The sequence below is a fragment of the Sphingopyxis sp. genome, assembly GCF_965279755.1.
Taxonomy (GTDB): domain Bacteria; phylum Pseudomonadota; class Alphaproteobacteria; order Sphingomonadales; family Sphingomonadaceae; genus Sphingopyxis.
On sequence record NZ_OZ257261.1, the window covers coordinates 619,479 to 634,808 of the forward strand.

15 protein-coding genes are annotated in these 15,330 nt (G+C 64.6%); 4 read left to right on the forward strand and 11 right to left on the reverse strand.

The features are described from left to right. Position 1: 1 nt before the first annotated feature. The 6 genes from ACQY80_RS02930 to rpsB form a co-directional block, all read right to left on the reverse strand. Positions 2-676 (reverse strand): phosphatidate cytidylyltransferase, encoded by a 675-nt coding sequence (locus ACQY80_RS02930; RefSeq protein ID WP_428683481.1) that lies wholly within the window; start codon positions 674-676, stop codon positions 2-4. 3 nt (positions 677-679) lie between these two features. Next, positions 680-1,372 carry a polyprenyl diphosphate synthase gene (gene uppS / locus ACQY80_RS02935; RefSeq protein WP_428683483.1) on the reverse strand — a complete coding sequence of 231 codons (693 nt, stop codon included), beginning with the start codon at positions 1,370-1,372 and terminating at the stop codon, positions 680-682. Positions 1,373-1,406: 34 nt separating this feature from the next. After that, positions 1,407-1,961 carry a ribosome recycling factor gene (frr, locus tag ACQY80_RS02940; RefSeq protein ID WP_428683485.1) on the reverse strand — a complete coding sequence of 185 codons (555 nt, stop codon included), beginning with the start codon at positions 1,959-1,961 and terminating at the stop codon, positions 1,407-1,409. Between the two features lie 23 nt (positions 1,962-1,984). Continuing rightward, on the reverse strand, positions 1,985-2,707 hold the full coding sequence (gene pyrH, locus ACQY80_RS02945) for a UMP kinase (RefSeq protein WP_428683487.1): 723 nt from the start codon (positions 2,705-2,707) through the stop codon (positions 1,985-1,987). A 115-nt stretch (positions 2,708-2,822) separates the two neighbouring features. Further along, complete coding sequence (tsf, locus tag ACQY80_RS02950; protein WP_428683489.1) at positions 2,823-3,749, reverse strand: translation elongation factor Ts; 927 nt, start codon at positions 3,747-3,749, stop codon at positions 2,823-2,825. 135 nt (positions 3,750-3,884) lie between these two features. After that, positions 3,885-4,736 carry a 30S ribosomal protein S2 gene (gene rpsB, locus ACQY80_RS02955; RefSeq protein WP_428683491.1) on the reverse strand — a complete coding sequence of 284 codons (852 nt, stop codon included), beginning with the start codon at positions 4,734-4,736 and terminating at the stop codon, positions 3,885-3,887. A 312-nt stretch (positions 4,737-5,048) separates the two neighbouring features. On the opposite strand from rpsB, the gene ACQY80_RS02960 reads away from it, so the two are divergent. Next, positions 5,049-5,306 (forward strand): hypothetical protein, encoded by a 258-nt coding sequence (locus tag ACQY80_RS02960; RefSeq protein WP_428683493.1) that lies wholly within the window; start codon positions 5,049-5,051, stop codon positions 5,304-5,306. Here the strand turns inward: ACQY80_RS02960 and ACQY80_RS02965 are convergent. Both ACQY80_RS02965 and ACQY80_RS02970 read right to left on the reverse strand, forming a co-directional pair. Then, positions 5,290-6,063 carry a CDP-alcohol phosphatidyltransferase family protein gene (locus ACQY80_RS02965; RefSeq protein WP_428683495.1) on the reverse strand — a complete coding sequence of 258 codons (774 nt, stop codon included), beginning with the start codon at positions 6,061-6,063 and terminating at the stop codon, positions 5,290-5,292. The two genes, ACQY80_RS02960 and ACQY80_RS02965, sit on opposite strands and share 17 nt — an antisense overlap. A gap of 1 nt (position 6,064) precedes the next feature. Continuing rightward, on the reverse strand, positions 6,065-6,799 hold the full coding sequence (locus ACQY80_RS02970; protein ID WP_428683497.1) for a phosphatidylserine decarboxylase: 735 nt from the start codon (positions 6,797-6,799) through the stop codon (positions 6,065-6,067). Positions 6,800-6,953: 154 nt separating this feature from the next. Between ACQY80_RS02970 and ACQY80_RS02975 the strand changes: the two genes are divergently transcribed. After that, the gene (locus tag ACQY80_RS02975) at positions 6,954-8,168 is read left to right on the forward strand and encodes an NADP-dependent isocitrate dehydrogenase (RefSeq protein ID WP_428683499.1); all 1,215 of its coding nucleotides are present in this window, start codon (positions 6,954-6,956) and stop codon (positions 8,166-8,168) included. A 67-nt stretch (positions 8,169-8,235) separates the two neighbouring features. Continuing rightward, positions 8,236-10,005: a cation:proton antiporter gene (locus tag ACQY80_RS02980; RefSeq protein ID WP_428683501.1), complete on the forward strand. Its 1,770-nt coding sequence runs from the start codon at positions 8,236-8,238 to the stop codon at positions 10,003-10,005. On the opposite strand, the gene ACQY80_RS02985 is transcribed toward ACQY80_RS02980, so the two are convergent. Further along, positions 10,002-12,944, reverse strand: a complete 2,943-nt coding sequence (locus ACQY80_RS02985; RefSeq protein ID WP_428683503.1) for a M16 family metallopeptidase — start codon at positions 12,942-12,944, stop codon at positions 10,002-10,004. The two genes, ACQY80_RS02980 and ACQY80_RS02985, sit on opposite strands and share 4 nt — an antisense overlap. A gap of 103 nt (positions 12,945-13,047) precedes the next feature. On the opposite strand from ACQY80_RS02985, the gene ACQY80_RS02990 reads away from it, so the two are divergent. Further along, the gene (locus tag ACQY80_RS02990; RefSeq protein ID WP_428683505.1) at positions 13,048-13,905 is read left to right on the forward strand and encodes a carbon-nitrogen hydrolase family protein; all 858 of its coding nucleotides are present in this window, start codon (positions 13,048-13,050) and stop codon (positions 13,903-13,905) included. Between the two features lie 145 nt (positions 13,906-14,050). Here the strand turns inward: ACQY80_RS02990 and ACQY80_RS02995 are convergent, their stop codons facing one another. Both ACQY80_RS02995 and ACQY80_RS03000 read right to left on the reverse strand, forming a co-directional pair. Continuing rightward, positions 14,051-14,284 carry a hypothetical protein gene (locus ACQY80_RS02995; protein ID WP_428683507.1) on the reverse strand — a complete coding sequence of 78 codons (234 nt, stop codon included), beginning with the start codon at positions 14,282-14,284 and terminating at the stop codon, positions 14,051-14,053. 179 nt (positions 14,285-14,463) lie between these two features. Further along, positions 14,464-15,249, reverse strand: a complete 786-nt coding sequence (locus tag ACQY80_RS03000) for an NUDIX hydrolase (RefSeq protein ID WP_428683509.1) — start codon at positions 15,247-15,249, stop codon at positions 14,464-14,466. Positions 15,250-15,330: the final 81 nt, after the last annotated feature.

The window sequence follows — 15,330 nt, forward strand, 5'->3', positions numbered from 1 at the left end:
GTCAGCCGGCCGCCCGCACGGCGAGCTGCCCGGCAAAGGCCAGTCCACCGAGGATGAGCGCCACAGGCAGCAATCCGTCGACGCGATCGAAAAGTCCGCCATGGCCGGGGATAAGCTTGCCCGAATCCTTGACCCCCGCGCTGCGCTTCATCCAGCTTTGACCGAGGTCGCCGAGCTGCGCGATCAGCCCCATGATCAGGCCGATCCACAACGGCACGCCGAGAATCCCGCCGCGGTCAGCGATCGTCGAACCCACGACGAGCGCCGCGATCATGCCGCCGATCAGACCCGACCAAGTCTTTGACGGGCTGATTTTCGGCGCAAGGCGCGCTCCGCCAAAGGCCCGGCCGGCGAAATAGGCGCCGATGTCGGTCGCCCAGACCATGCCGAACACCCATAGCGCGGCCGTCATGCCGAGCGCGTCGCGGATGAACCAGAGACCAGTCATCGCGCCGAGGATCGCGACCGGACCCAGCACGGTGAGCGCCGCCTTGGCGCCGCCGCCCAGCCCCATCGCGCGCACGAGCGCGAGCCATTCAACGATGACGAGCGCGCCGCCCACGAGCAGAAGCAAGCCGAAGGCGATCCCGCCGAACCACAGCGCGGTCCCCGCGATCGCGAACATCACGATCGCCGATCCCACGCGCGTCCAGAGGTCAGACTTGCCCGCTGCCATAGTTCAAAGCCCCCCGTAGCGGCGTTCACGCCGTGCAAAATGATCGAGTGCCGCTTGAAGGTCGGCGGGCCCGAAGTCGGGCCATAATGTGTCGGTGAAATAGAGTTCGGCGTAGGCCGACTGCCAGAGCAGGAAGTTCGACAGCCGCACCTCGCCAGAGGTGCGAATCAGCAGATCAAGCGGCGGCAGGTCGGCGGTATCGAGGTTGGCCTCGATCGTCTCCGCCGTGATCGCACCGCCCGCCGCAGCGGCGTTGGCCGCGCGCACCAGTTCGTCCTGCGCGCCATAGTTGAGCGCGACCGCCAGCGTCGTGCGCTTGTTCCCGGCGGTGCGGTCGAGCGCCCCCTGGATCAGCTCGACGACATCGGGCGCCAGCGCGCGCCAGTCGCCGATGATCTGGAGCCGGACGTCGTTCGCCGCAAATTCTTCGAGATCGCTGAGGATGAAGCGCTTCATCAGCCCCATCAGGTCGCTGACCTCTTCCTCGGGCCGTTTCCAGTTTTCCGAAGAAAAGGCATAGAGAGTCATTGCCTCCAGTCCCATTTTCGCTGCCTCGCGCACGATCGTGCGTACCGCATCGACCCCTGCCTTATGACCCGCGACGCGCGGCAGAAAGCGCTTCTTGGCCCAGCGGCCGTTGCCATCCATGATGATGGCAACGTGGCGGGCGCCGTGGGGGGCGGCTGGCGTCGTCATGTCAGATACCGGGTCCGGGCGACCATTGGGTCCACTAGCCCAGAATTTCCTTTTCCTTGGCGGTCGCAGCGGCGTCGATTTCGGCGATCGTGCTGTCGGTCAGCTTCTGCACCTCGGTCTCGTGGCGCTTGCGATCGTCCTCGCTGATTTCCTTTTTATTCTCGTCGGCCTTCAGATTGTCCATGCCGTCACGGCGGACGTTGCGAGCCGCGACGCGCGCCTTTTCGGCATATTGACCGGCAAGCTTCGACAGCTCCTTGCGGCGCTCCTGCGTCATTTCGGGGATCGGCAGGCGAAGCGTCTGACCGTCGACGATCGGGTTGAGACCAAGGCCCGCCGATCGGATCGCCTTGTCGACCGGACCGACGTTCGACTTGTCCCACACCTGCACCGACAGCATGCGCGGTTCGGGGGCGCTGACCGAGGCGACCTGGTTGAGCGGCATATGGCTGCCATAGACCTCGACCGTTACCGGATCGAGCAGCGCGGTGTGCGCGCGGCCCGTGCGCAGGCCCGACAGGTCGCTCTTCAGCGATTCGACGGCGCCGTGCATGCGGCGCTCGAGGTCGGCCTTGTCATATTTCGCCATCTGTCTTTCCTCTCTTGATCTTTTCAGGCGTGGGCGCGGACGATCGTAGCAACGCCCTCACCCGTCAACACGCGCGCCAGATTGCCGGCTTCGCGGATATTGAACACAACGATCGGGATATTGTTGTCACGGCAAAGCGCGACCGCACTCGCGTCCATCACTTTCAGATTGTCGGCAAGCACACGGTCGTAGCTGAGGCTGTCATAGCGCACCGCGCTCGCGTCCTTCTTGGGATCGGCATTGTAAACGCCATCGACGCTAGTGCCCTTCAGAAGCGCGTCGCACTTCATCTCGGCGGCGCGCAGCGCGGCGCCGCTGTCGGTGGTGAAATAGGGCGCGCCGACACCGGCAGCAAAGATCACGACGCGGCCCTTTTCGAGATGGCGTTCGGCGCGGCGGCGGATCACCGGCTCGCACACCTTGTCCATCTCGATCGCCGACTGGACGCGCGTTTCGACGCCGAGCTGTTCGAGCGCATTCTGCATCGCCAGGGCGTTCATCACGGTCGCGAGCATACCCATATAATCGGCCTGCGCGCGGTCCATGCCCTTGGCAGCGCCCGCCATCCCGCGAAAGATATTGCCACCGCCGATGACGAGGCAGATTTCGAGCCCGCTGTCCTTCGCGCCCTTGACCTCGGCCGCCATGCTCGCGACCGTTTCAGGGTCGATACCGAAGGGGGTCGATCCCATCAGCGCCTCGCCCGACAGCTTGAGCAAAATGCGTTTCATGCCGGGCAAAGCCATGTCGGGGGGAACCTCTTGCAAACTCTACATACGCGAATGGCGCGCACCCTAGTGAAGGCGCGCGCCATTGCCAAGCGGACTGCCACGCCGAAGCGCAGCAATCCGGTTCTTCTTTTTAGACGCCGGCGACCGCCGCGACTTCCGCCGCGAAATCGCTTTCTTCCTTCTCGATGCCTTCACCGAGCTGGAAGCGGACGAAGCCCTTGAGCGTGATCGTCGCGCCGACATCCTTGCCGGCAGCGGCAACGACTTCGGCGACCGGGGTCTTGCCGTCCATCACGAACAGCTGCGACAGCAGCGCGTTTTCCTTGCGGAACTTCGCGATCGAGCCATCGACCATCTTGCTGACGATATCGGCGGGCTTGCCCGACTGGGCCGCCTTCTCCTCTGCGATCGCGCGTTCGCGGGCGACGAGGTCGGCGTCGAGATCATCGCCGTTCAGCGCCAGCGGGTTCGCGGCGGCGACATGCATCGCCAGCTGTTTGCCCAGCGGTTCGAGGACGTCGGCACCGGCGGTCGATTCGAGCGCGATCAACACGCCGATCTTGCCCATGCCCGGAGCGGCGGCGTTATGGACATAGCCCGTGACGACGCCCGAGTTCACCGAGACGATGACGCTGCGGCGCAGCGACTGGTTTTCACCGATCGTCGCGATGTTGCTGGTCAGCTTCTCGGCGACCGTACCACCGCCGGGATAGGCAGCGGCGGCGAGCGCTTCGATGTCCGAAAGATTGCCGGCGAGCGCGACCTGGGTCACCTCGCGGACGAATTCCTGGAACTGCTCATTCTTGCCGACGAAATCGGTTTCGCTGTTCACCTCGACGAGCGCGCCCTTGGTGCCATCGGTCGCAAAGCCGACGAGACCTTCGGCGGCGACGCGGCCGGCCTTCTTGGCGGCGGCGGCGAGACCCTTGGTACGCAGCCAGTCGATCGACGCTTCGATGTCACCGTTGTTTTCGGAGAGCGCCTTTTTGCAGTCCATCATGCCGGCGCCAGTGCGGTCGCGCAATTCCTTGACGAGAGCGGCCGTAATCTCAGCCATGGGATATTCCTTTCCAAAAGGGCGGGCCCGTTTCGGCCCGCGAGACGCCCGCGCGCATGGCGGGGCGATAAGTCAAAGGAATGACAGGGGACGGCGCCAGCGGATGCCGCGCCGTCCCGTCATTCACGGAGCGGATTAGGCGTCGCTCTGACGTTCGGTTTCAGCAGCGGCTTCGGCCGGAACCTGTTCGTCCTCGGTCACCGGCGCAGCAACCTCGGCAGCCGGAGCGGCTTCTTCGGTCAGCACGGCTTCGGCGGCGGGCTCGACAGCGGCGCCAAGATCCTCGCCACGGTTCGCGCGGGCCTGCTGGCCGCCACGGGTCGCCGCCTGGGCAACCGCATCGCAGTACAAACGGATCGCACGCGCCGCGTCATCGTTCGCCGGAACCGGGAAAGCGATGCCGTCGGGCGAGACGTTAGAATCGAGGATCGCAACGACGGGGATACCCAGAACGTTGGCTTCCTTGATCGCCAGCTCTTCCTTATTCGCGTCGATCACGAACATCACGTCGGGAATGCCGCCCATGTCGCGAATGCCGCCGAGCGACATTTCCAGCTTGTCACGTTCGCGGGTGCGGTTGAGGACTTCCTTCTTGGTGAGGCCCGAGGTGTCGCCCGAAAGCTGCTCTTCGAGCGTCTTGAGGCGCTTGATCGAGTTCGAGATCGTCTTCCAGTTGGTGAGCATGCCGCCCAGCCAGCGGTGGTTGACGAAGTGCTGACCCGAAGCACGGGCCGCATCGGCGATCGGGCTCTGCGCCTGACGCTTGGTGCCAACGAACAGCACCTTGCCGCCGGCGGCCGAGGTCGAGGCGATGAAGTCCAGCGCGCGCGCGAAGAGCGGCACGGTCTGCGACAGGTCGAGGATGTGGATGCCGTTGCGCGCGCCGAAGATATACGGCTTCATGCGCGGGTTCCAACGGTGGGTCTGGTGGCCGAAGTGGGCGCCAGCTTCGATAAGATTCTGCATCGTGACGACAGGTGCCGCCATAGTCTTTCTCCTTCCGGTTAGTCCTCTGAAAGGCAAGAACCGAGCTATCCGCTAGCGGAATATCCCGGCACCGGTATGTGCGCCTTCCATGTGGAATGGGCGGCCCGTTAGACCGCTCGCCCGCGAAACGCAAGGGCGAACAGCGATTCAGGCGCTTGTTGACCGCCACGCCGAAAACTCGGTCCGACGACAAAGCGACTCCGTTCGTCGCATTTTGCTTGAGAACAAACCGAGAACATGGAACCAAATGCTCAACGAAACCGTCGCTGGTTAACAAAAGGTTTCGCACACAGAAGCCGGAAGGACAAGATCATGGTTCAGGTCGCTGCCGCTCTCCTCTTTGCCGTCGCCGCAGGGCTCGGCCTTACCGTCATCCTCGCGATGTTGAAGAATAACGAGAATGCGATTCTTTCGGCCCTGCTAGGTGAAGGTGCCTTCCCGGCCGATGCCGCGCCGCAGCCCGGCCCCGCATCGCAGGTCATCACACTGCGCCGCTCACCCGCGCGCCGTGATGCGTCGCGCGCGGTTCGTTCGGATTACACCCGACCGCAGCTCAGCCGCGCCGCCTGACTTTCGTATAGCTTGCGATGCCAAAGGGCAGGAGCGCGACATAGAGCGCGCAAATCGCGAGCAACGTCAGCCAGGGCGCAGTGACGAGCGCAGCTCCGAGCAGACCAATCCCAGCAAGCGCGAAAAGCCGCCAGGATCTGCGGATGCGTATCGAAGACCAGCTATAGGTCGGGATCGCGGAAATCATCAGCATCGCAACGCCCAGTGCCCATGGCATAACGACATACCATTCTCGGAACAGATCGTTGCCAGTGGTCAGCCACAGATAGACGGGAACGAACGACAGCCCCGCCCCCGCTGGCGCAGGAATGCCGGTCATGAAGCCGGCGGCCTTGTGCGGCTGGATCTCGGCGTCGAGGCGCGAGTTGAAGCGCGCAAGCCGCAGCGCGCAGCAGACCGCGAGCGCCAACGCTGCGGTCCAACCGAACTTCGGCGCATTGTCGAGCGACCAGAGAAACAGGATCATCGCTGGCGCGACGCCGAAGGCGATCACGTCGGAAAGCGAATCGAGCTCGGCGCCGAATTTGCTCTGCGCACGCAGCAGGCGCGCGATCCGTCCGTCCATCCCGTCGAGCACGCCGGCAAAGATCACCGCCGCCAGCGCCTTTTCCCATTCCTCGCCGATCGCGAAACGGACGCCGGTCAGCCCGAAGCAGAGCGCGAGCGCCGTGATCGCATTAGGCGCGAACGCACGGAGCGGAATGCCGGCCAGCCGGCGCTGCTCGCGCCCTGCATCCCTCTGCGGCGCGTCCGCCATATTATTGACCGACGCCGTCGAGAATTTCGGACTTGCCGATGCGCGCAATCACCGTCTCGCCCGCCAGCGCGCGCTGGCCGAGCAGGATTTGCGGCGTGGTGCCACCAGGCAGATAGACGTCGACGCGGCTGCCGAAACGGATAAGCCCGACACGCTGGCCGGTGCCAAGCTCGGTCCCCATGCTGACGAAGGGCATGATGCGCCGTGCGACCAGCCCGGCAATCTGGGTGAAGCCGATCCGGACACCATCGGCGCGCTCGACGACGAAATGCTGGCGCTCATTCTCCTCGCTCGCCTTGTCGAGGTCGGCGTTCAGGAATTTCCCAGGAATATAGACGAGCTTGCGCAGCGTCCCCGCAACAGGGGTGCGATTGATGTGGACGTCGAAGACGCTCATGAAGATCGAGACGCGCAGCATTGTCGCATCGGATAGGCCGTCGGGGCCGGCGATCTCGGGCGGCGGTGCAACCTCCGCGATCTGGGTCACCAGCCCGTCGGCGGGGGCGACGATCACGTCGCTGCCGGTCGGCGTGACCCGTACCGGATCGCGGAAAAAGGCCGCGACCCAGACGGTGATACCTAGCATCAGCCAGCCCACTATCTCCCAGCCAAGGAGCCAGAAGCAGAGCGTGATGATTCCCGCAATGAGAAGGAATTTTCGGCCCTCGGGGTGCACCGATGGCCAGCGCCACTTGATGCCGCCGCCGGGACGGTTCGAAGAGATGGTTGTCGACATGGCCCATCTTCTAGGGGGGCGATTCCGCCGTGACAACGGAATAAGACACCGCGATCACGACCGGTCAGGGGTGCCACGGGGCAGTTGAACAATCGCGCGGCTTTGCTTAAGGCCCGCTGCAACTCCGACTCCCCAAGGAAAAAGGCTGAAACGCATGGGCAAGATCAAGGTAGCCAACCCGGTCGTCGAACTCGACGGCGACGAAATGACCCGGATCATCTGGCAATGGATCCGCGAGCGCCTGATTCTTCCCTATCTCGATGTCGATTTGCACTATTACGACCTCGGCATCGAGGAACGCGACCGCACCGACGACAAGATCACCGTCGAAGCCGCGAACGCGATCAAGAAATATGGCGTCGGCGTGAAGTGCGCCACGATCACTCCCGACGAAGCCCGTGTCGAAGAGTTCGGCCTCAAAAAGATGTGGAAGTCGCCCAACGGCACGATCCGCAACATCCTCGGCGGCGTCGTGTTCCGCGAACCGATCGTCATGAAAAACGTCCCGCGCCTCGTTCCCGGCTGGACCGACCCGATCGTCGTCGGCCGCCACGCATTCGGCGACCAGTATAAGGCGACCGACTTCCGCGTCCCCGGTCCCGGCAAGCTGCGCCTTGTGTTCGAGGGCGAAGACGGCACGCTGATCGACGAGGAAGTGTTCCAGTTCCCGTCGTCGGGCGTCGCGATGGGGATGTACAATCTCGACGATTCGATCCGCGACTTCGCGCGCGCCAGCCTGAACTACGGCCTCGCGCGCCAGTGGCCGGTGTATCTGTCGACCAAGAACACAATCCTCAAGGCCTATGACGGCCGCTTCAAGGACCTCTTCGAAGAAGTCTTCAACGCCGAGTTCAAGGCGAAGTTCGACGAAATCGGCATCGTGTACGAGCATCGCCTGATCGACGACATGGTCGCCTCGGCGCTCAAATGGAGCGGCAAGTTCGTCTGGGCCTGCAAGAATTACGACGGCGACGTCCAGTCGGACACCGTCGCGCAGGGCTTCGGCTCGCTCGGCCTGATGACCAGCGTGCTGATGACCCCCGACGGCCAGACCGTGGAATCGGAAGCCGCGCACGGCACCGTCACGCGTCACTATCGCATGCATCAGCAGGGTAAGGCGACGTCGACCAACCCGATCGCGTCGATCTTCGCCTGGACCGGGGGCCTCAAGCATCGCGGCAAGCTCGACGACAATGCTGCACTGATCAAGTTCGCCGACGACCTTGAAAAAGTCTGCGTCGCGACGGTCGAAAGCGGCAAGATGACCAAGGATCTCGCGCTGCTGATCGGCCCCGATCAGAACTGGCTGACGACCGAAGGTTTCTTCGAGGCGATCGTCGAAAATCTCGAAAAGAAAATGGGTGCCTGAAAAACAACTGAAAAGGTTGGGTTAGACGTCTAGCCAATCGGGGCCGGCCTGCATAAGGTCGGCCCTTATGGTATCGGAGACAGAAACCTCGCTTATCGGCGATGCGCTGGTGGTGCTGGGCGCCGCGGGCATCGTGATCCCGGCATTCGCCCGCTTCCGCCTGCCGCCCGTGATCGGCTTCATCCTCGTCGGACTGCTCGTCGGCCCCTCCGGGCTCGGGTCGCTGACCGGCGATTATCCCTGGCTCCGCCACGTTACGATCGGATCGGCGGAGGAGATCGCGCTCTTTGCCGAGCTTGGCATCGTCCTGCTGCTTTTCTCGATCGGGCTCGAACTGTCGTTCCGCCGCCTGTGGCAGCTCCGCAAGCTGGTGTTCGGGATCGGCGCCGCCGAACTGACGCTTTGCGGCCTGATCCTCGGCACCGCATTGTTGCTGCTCGGCGATCTGTCGACCCCCGCCGCCTATGGCCTCGGCATCGCCCTCGCCCTGTCCTCGACCGCGCTTGTGCTGCCGATCGCAGGCACCAAATCGGCTGTTGGCAAATCGGCCTTTTCGATGCTGTTGTTCGAGGATCTGGCCCTCGTCCCGATCATCTTCGTCCTCGCCGCGCTCTCGCCTGCCGCCTCAGGGGACAGCGCCGAACTGCTGCTGACGACATTGTGGCAGGGGGTGCTCGTCGTCGCCGCACTCGCGATCGGCGGCTGGTTCCTGCTGCCGAAGATTTTCGCGCAGGCCGCGCGCGCCAAGGATCCCGAACTGTTCCTAGCCGCCAGCCTGCTCGTCGTCATCGTGGCCGCGCTCGCAACCGCGGCGGTCGGCCTGTCGCCGATCGTCGGCGCGCTGCTCGCCGGCCTGATGATCGCCGAGACCGAATATCATGAAGAGGTCGAGGCGATCACGGCGCCGTTCAAGGGGCTCGCGCTCGGGGTGTTCCTGATCAGCGTCGGCATGGGGCTCAACCTCAAGAGCATCGCCGCATTGTGGCCGCAACTGATCGCGGCGGTGGTCGGCGTCGTGTTGGTCAAGGCGGTCGTCACCGCCGCGCTGCTCCGCTTTTCGGGGGTTGCCCGCCGCGGCACCGCCGCCGAGGTCGGTCTGCTGATGTCGAGCCCCTCAGAAACGACCCTGATCGTGCTCGCGACCGCCCTGCAGGCGCAACTCATCAGCCGCAGCACGGCCGAGTTCTGGCAACTGGTCACCGCGATCGGGCTGACGATCACCCCGCTGCTTGCCCGCGTCGGCCACGACATTGCGCGGCGGATCGAGATGCGTACCGGCGAAGCACAGCCAGAGGAAACACCCGAGGGGCGCACGGTTATCGTCGGCTTCGGCCGCGTCGGCCGCACGGTGGCCGAACTTCTGCGCGAACATGGCCGTCCCTATGTGGCGGTCGATGCCGACATCGACACCGTCGCAGCAGCCCGCCGCGACGGCTTTTCGGTACGCTTTGCCGACGTCGCGCGGCCCGGCAGCCTCGACAAGCTGGGGATCGAGAATGCCCAGGCCATCGTGCTGACGATGGACGACCCTGTCCAGCAGCTCCGCATGACGCGCCAGTTGAAACAGAAATATCCCGATCTGCCGATCATCAGCCGCGCCCGCGACGCCGATCACGCCGCCGCGCTCTATCGGGCGGGCGCGAACGATGCGGTGCCCGAAACACTCGAAAGCTCGCTCCAGCTTGCCGAAGCGGTGCTGATCGACCTGGGCGTCGCGATGGGGCCGGTGATCGCCTCGATCCATGATGTCCGCGCCAAGATGCGCCACGACATCATGACCAAGGGCGATCTCGAACACGAGCCGCGCATCCGCAAGCTCAGGACACCTGGTAGCTAGCGTCCGCCCGACGTCCCGCTCGCCACCTTGTCGAGCGCTGCGGCGTCGGCAAGCGTCATTCCCTTGGGCAGGATCGCCAGCGACCACTGGCGCGAAGGCAGCAGATAGGCCTTCGCCAGCCGCTGGATGTCCGCTGGGGTAACCGACGAAATATCCTGCTCGATCGAGAGCGCCGCCGCGGTCACGCGCGGATCGCGCGTCGCCCCCTCTAGCAGGAACATCCAGTAGACATTGCCGGTCGAGGCGCGCGCGACCTGCTCGCGGATCGGGCCCGCATTGCGCGCCAGTTCGTCGGCATCCACCGGCTTGGTCACCAGATCGGCGGCGATGTCCTTCGCAATACCATAGAAGCGATCGATATCCTTTGGCGCGAGCAGGCTGCCCACGAGCAGGTAACCGCCGCTGCCGTCGAAACCGGTCGGCCAGTGGCTGTCGACAACCGGCCCATAGCTCGCCCCCTGTTCGGCGCGAAGGCGATCGAACAGCCGGTCGTTGAAGATCGCGGCCAGGATCTCGAGCCCGCGCACATCGCGCGGATTGCCGAGCCCACCGCTCGTCGGCCAGGCGGTCATCGCCGCGGCCTGCCCCTTCTCGCCCGTGTGATAGGCGATCATCGGCGCGACATTATGCTTGGCAAAGGCGACCTTCTGCCCGGTCGGCGGCGCGATTTCCTTGCGCGGCGGCAAAGCGCCCAAGGTTTCGGCGAGGATCTTCTTGTAATCGACCGTCGACAGGTCGCCGAAGATCTGGACCTCTACCGGGCCGCTCGCAAGCCGCGGTTCCCAGAAGGCGCGGAACGCCGCCGGGGTCAGCGCCGAAATCTGCGCCTTTTCCGGTGCTGCCCAGCGCGCGTCGTCATTGCTCAGCCAACCGCGCAAATTGCGATCGAGCACGGCGTTGGGCGTTGCGTCGTTGAGGTCATAACCGGTCAGATAGCCGACGCGGAGCCGCTCGACCGGCGCCGGATCCCAGCGCGGATTGGAGAGCTTGGCCGCCATGAGCTTCATCTGGTCAGCAAGGTCGGCGGGCTTGCTCTCGGCCGAAAGCTCGAACGCGTCATCCTCGACCGAGAAGTTCATCTGGATCTGACGGCCGTTGGTGAGCTGGTCGAGCTCATTCTGCCCCCAAGGCCCGATCCCGCTCGCGATCAGGGCATAGTCACCCGTCCACAACAGATTCGGCGCGTCGGCGGCGACGCTGCGGTTGCCCGTACCGAAGCGTATGTTCACGCGCACCTTGCCGGGTTCGACCTGATTGTTCGAAACGAGCGCAGTGACACCGTTCGCGAACTCGATCCGTTCGGCGCGCAATCCCGCGAGCGGCGACGAAGACAGGATCGCCCCCGGCTTGCCGACTGCGGGCAGTTGCGTGAAATCGACGTTGCTGTCGGTCAGCCGGTCGTCGCGGATCTTGGCCGGCGCGGCCAGCGCGGCAAGCAGCGCGCCGTCGCCGCCGGCAATGGGGGCCGGGGCGGTCAGCACCACGCGCGTCACCGGCGCGCCGAAGATCGCCTTGCTGATATCCAGCATCACCTTCGGGGTCGCCGAGGCGCGGATCGACTTGAACATATCGACCTGCCCCTGCGGGCTGGTCACTGTCTCACCGATATCGACCGCGCGCACCATATCGTCGGCAAGTCGCGCGCCGGGTTCGTTGCGGGCGTTTTCCAGCTCCTTGAGCAGAAAGGCCTGAATCTCGTTCGCTTCGCGGTCGATGTCGGCCTGTGACGGCGGTGTCGTCACCGCATCGGCGATCACCCCGCGCACGTCGGCAAGCGCCGCCTTCCAGTCGCTCAGCGGCACGATCGACGCCATCGTCGCATCGACGCTGCGGCTGATATACTGCTGCTCGACCGTGGCGACGAGATAACTGCCGCCGGCGCGAGCGCGATTTTCCAACCGGCGATTGACGAGGGCCTGCGCGATGAATTCCAGATAGAGCCGGCGCGTATTTTCCACCGTATCGATCCGCTTCTGCCAAGGGCGGAGCATCGCAAGGGTCAGCGCGAGCGGCTGGTTCGCCTCGACAATGACCTTCGCCATCGGCGCCTTGGGATCGGGCTTGCCGAAATCAGGTTGCTTGGGCGCCGGGCCGTCGGCGCGCCAGTCGCCGTAATATTTTGCGATCAGCCGCGCAAATTCGGTGGGGTCGCCATCGCCCGAAATCACGATCACCGCGCGGTCGGGACGATACCAGTGATCGTGGAACTCCTGCACGGTGTCGGCGCGCGCGGCGCCGAGCGACTGGACTGTTCCGATCGGCGAGCGATCGCCGAGCAATTGCCCGGCAAAAAGATGCGACGTCGTCTGATCGGCGATGCGCTTTTGCGGGCCGTCGGATTCGCGCAGTTCGGACAGGACGACACCGCGCTCGGCGGTGACCGCAGCTTCCGAAATGCGGGGCTCGCGTACCATGCCGGCGAGCAGCTTCATGCTCTCGTCGAGATTGACCGGCGTGACGCTCGGCAGGTCGAGTTGATAGACGGTCTGCGTCGGCGTGGTCTGCGCGTTCGAATCGCTGCCGAAGGTCACACCGAAGCGTTGCCAGATGCGCTTGGTCTCGCCGTCGGGAATATGTTCGGACCCACGGAAGGTCAGATGCTCGAGCAGGTGGGCAAAGCCGCGTTCCTGCTCGGTCTCGAACATCGAGCCGACATCCATGCGAACGCGGATCGACACCTGTCCCGGCGGCACGCCGTTGTTGCGCACCGCATAGCGGACGCCATTGGGCAAAACTCCGAACTGCCACGCCGTGTCGCGCGGGATATCGCTGCCTTCATAAAGCCAGCTGTCATCCTTCGTCGTCGCTGCCGATGTCGCCGGAGCGGAGTTGCGCTGCGCGGCAGCGACGGGCGCCAGCAACAGCGCCGACGCGGCGGCTGCAGCGGGAAGGATTGATCGAAGGGCGGAAAGTCTTGTCGACGCGGGAGAATAGAGCATTGCCCCACCTTATCGCGATCAAAGCTTGCTGGCCACTGAACTTCGTGAATGCTTCGTTCGGGCCGCTTGTCCTCTGCGCGGCTTCGGCCTAGCCAAGGAGACGATGGACACCGCCCCCGCCCCGCTCGCCGCGCTCGTCCAGATGACGAGCGGTATCGATCCCGCCGTCAATCTGGCGACCGTCGACCGCGCACTCGCCGAGGCGGCCGATCGCGGCGCGACGATGGCGTTCCTGCCCGAAATGTCGCTGCTGCTCGACCGCGATCGCCAGCGGTCGGTCGCGCACATCGCGCGCGAGGTCGACAGCCCTTGGCCCGCCGCCTTGCAGGCGATGGCCGAACGCCACGGGCTATGGCTGCACAGCGGCTCGATGCCTCTGCTCACCGATGACGGCGAACGGCGCGTCAACCGCAGCCATGTGATCGCCGCCGACGGCAGCATCCGCGCGCGCTATGACAAGATCCACATGTTCGACGTCACTTTGCCGTCGGGCGAGAACTGGACCGAATCGGCCGCCTATGCAGGCGGCGCGGCAATCGAAGTGGTGGACACGCCGCTAGGCCGGCTCGGGCTCAGCATCTGCTATGATTTGCGATTTCCCGAACTCTATCGGGCGCTCGTCGATCACGGTGCGGAAGTCGTCGCAATTCCCGCGGCCTTCACCGTCTCGACCGGCGAGGCGCACTGGCACATCCTGCTTCGCGCCCGTGCCATCGAAACCGCCTGCCACATCCTTGCCGCCGCACAAGGCGGCACCCATGCCGACGGCCGCGCAACATTCGGCCACAGCCTTGCGATCGATCCGTGGGGTGCGATTCTGGCGGAGGCAGAGGCTGGCGGAACGGCGAGCGATCGCGACTATCGCCTGACGATCGCGCCGGTCGCGAAAGAAGCCAGCGCCCGCGCGCGGCAGGCGATCCCGCTCGGACGCTCGCGCGCCGTTCGCGCCGCCGACCTTTAAATCCGTCTGCCAGGTCCGCAGCCGGCACGGCACTGCCTGCTTGCGACATTGCCGCTGCGGGAACATTCAATTGCGGGCGCCAAAATGCACAAAGGGCCCCGGACAACGTCCGGAGCCCTTTGGTATAGCTATCGATCAGCCGATATTACGGGCTGGTCGGAGTGTCGTCGTTGTTGTCCGACGCCAGGATGATGCCGCCAATGATGGCAGCCAGGGCGATGAGGCCGATGATCCAGCCCGAACCGTTGAGTTCGCTTTCGCCGCCAAGCGCCGAGTTAGCGCGGGCCGAATCAAGCGAGGTGGCAGCCGAAGCAGCAACCGGAGCCGCGATCATCGACGTTGCCGCGAGGGAGATCGCAGCCTTCTTAAGCAGGTTCATCTTTTTCTCCGTCCACTGGAACATAGTCTTCTCGAATCACGCCCGAAACAAAATTCCCGACATGAATCTGCATCACCTGTGTAGGCACAGTCGCCGTCGATTGCAACGACGATTTGCTGTATCGCAGCATTTGTTATGAAATTGCTAAATCAGCGAAATTTGCACCAAATCGGAACTAATCAGCCCCGCCGCACGCGCTCGAAAGGCTCGCTCGTCACGGGGTAGCCAAGGTGCCCCGGGATGCACAGATGCGCCTCGCCTTCGCGCTCTTCCACCCACGGGGTGACAAGCTCTGACGGAAAACGGTCCGCATGGTTGGAAAAGGCAGAAAAGTCAGGATTCTGGGCGATCTTCTCAAGGTTCCGGCGGGTCGGAAAGATGATCGAAATCTCGCCGCGATCCGCCATCGCCAGCGTCTCGCCCGCGCTGGCCCAGAAGATGTGGCTATGCTCGGCCTCCTCGACGGTGAGTTCGTGACTGTGCGGCGGCGCCGCGACCGCATAGAAGCGCGTGTCGAAGGTCCGCGCTTCCTTGAAGTTCGGGCACCAGCGCGCGAACGGGACGAACGAGTCCAGTCCGATTCGCTCGCCGCGCGATTCCAATATGTCCGACAATAGCGTACCGCCAAGCAGCGCCTGACGAACCGCAGGGACCTCCGCCTCCTCCAGTCCGGGCCAGCCGACCGCAAGGCCGGTTTCCTCGAGCGTCTCGCGCAGCGCCGCGACGCGCGCCGCACCATCAGGGTCGCCCGCTGCAAAGCCGTGCCGCTCCGCCACCACATGATCGTCGGGATCGACGCGCCCACCGGGAAATACTACCGCACCGGCCGCAAAAGCCATCGTCGTCGCACGCTTTACCAGCAGGATTTCGTCGGGGGGGCCCGCGGCCGAGGGGCGCATGATTACCAGCGTGGCAGCGGGGATGGCGTTGTCCGGCAAGGCGGACGGCGGCACTTTTTGGGTCATGGCCCAGCGATAACCCCGCTCGGACGCCTTGTCATCCGGCTTGTCACCGGAGGCATTGCAGTGCGGGCGCCGGGCGTGCAA

Coding starts and splice junctions, on each gene's coding strand:
- rpsB (WP_428683491.1), bottom strand. CDS start 4,736: ATGGCGGCACCTGTCGTCACGATGCAGAATCTTATCGAAGCTGGCGCC.
- ACQY80_RS02985 (WP_428683503.1), bottom strand. CDS start 12,944: ATGCTCTATTCTCCCGCGTCGACAAGACTTTCCGCCCTTCGATCAATC.
- ACQY80_RS02975 (WP_428683499.1), top strand. CDS start 6,954: ATGGGCAAGATCAAGGTAGCCAACCCGGTCGTCGAACTCGACGGCGAC.
- uppS (WP_428683483.1), bottom strand. CDS start 1,372: ATGACGACGCCAGCCGCCCCCCACGGCGCCCGCCACGTTGCCATCATC.
- ACQY80_RS02965 (WP_428683495.1), bottom strand. CDS start 6,063: ATGGCGGACGCGCCGCAGAGGGATGCAGGGCGCGAGCAGCGCCGGCTG.
- ACQY80_RS02995 (WP_428683507.1), bottom strand. CDS start 14,284: ATGAACCTGCTTAAGAAGGCTGCGATCTCCCTCGCGGCAACGTCGATG.
- ACQY80_RS02970 (WP_428683497.1), bottom strand. CDS start 6,799: ATGTCGACAACCATCTCTTCGAACCGTCCCGGCGGCGGCATCAAGTGG.
- ACQY80_RS03000 (WP_428683509.1), bottom strand. CDS start 15,249: ATGACCCAAAAAGTGCCGCCGTCCGCCTTGCCGGACAACGCCATCCCC.
- ACQY80_RS02960 (WP_428683493.1), top strand. CDS start 5,049: ATGGTTCAGGTCGCTGCCGCTCTCCTCTTTGCCGTCGCCGCAGGGCTC.
- pyrH (WP_428683487.1), bottom strand. CDS start 2,707: ATGGCTTTGCCCGGCATGAAACGCATTTTGCTCAAGCTGTCGGGCGAG.
- tsf (WP_428683489.1), bottom strand. CDS start 3,749: ATGGCTGAGATTACGGCCGCTCTCGTCAAGGAATTGCGCGACCGCACT.
- ACQY80_RS02990 (WP_428683505.1), top strand. CDS start 13,048: ATGGACACCGCCCCCGCCCCGCTCGCCGCGCTCGTCCAGATGACGAGC.
- frr (WP_428683485.1), bottom strand. CDS start 1,961: ATGGCGAAATATGACAAGGCCGACCTCGAGCGCCGCATGCACGGCGCC.
- ACQY80_RS02930 (WP_428683481.1), bottom strand. CDS start 676: ATGGCAGCGGGCAAGTCTGACCTCTGGACGCGCGTGGGATCGGCGATC.
- ACQY80_RS02980 (WP_428683501.1), top strand. CDS start 8,236: ATGGTATCGGAGACAGAAACCTCGCTTATCGGCGATGCGCTGGTGGTG.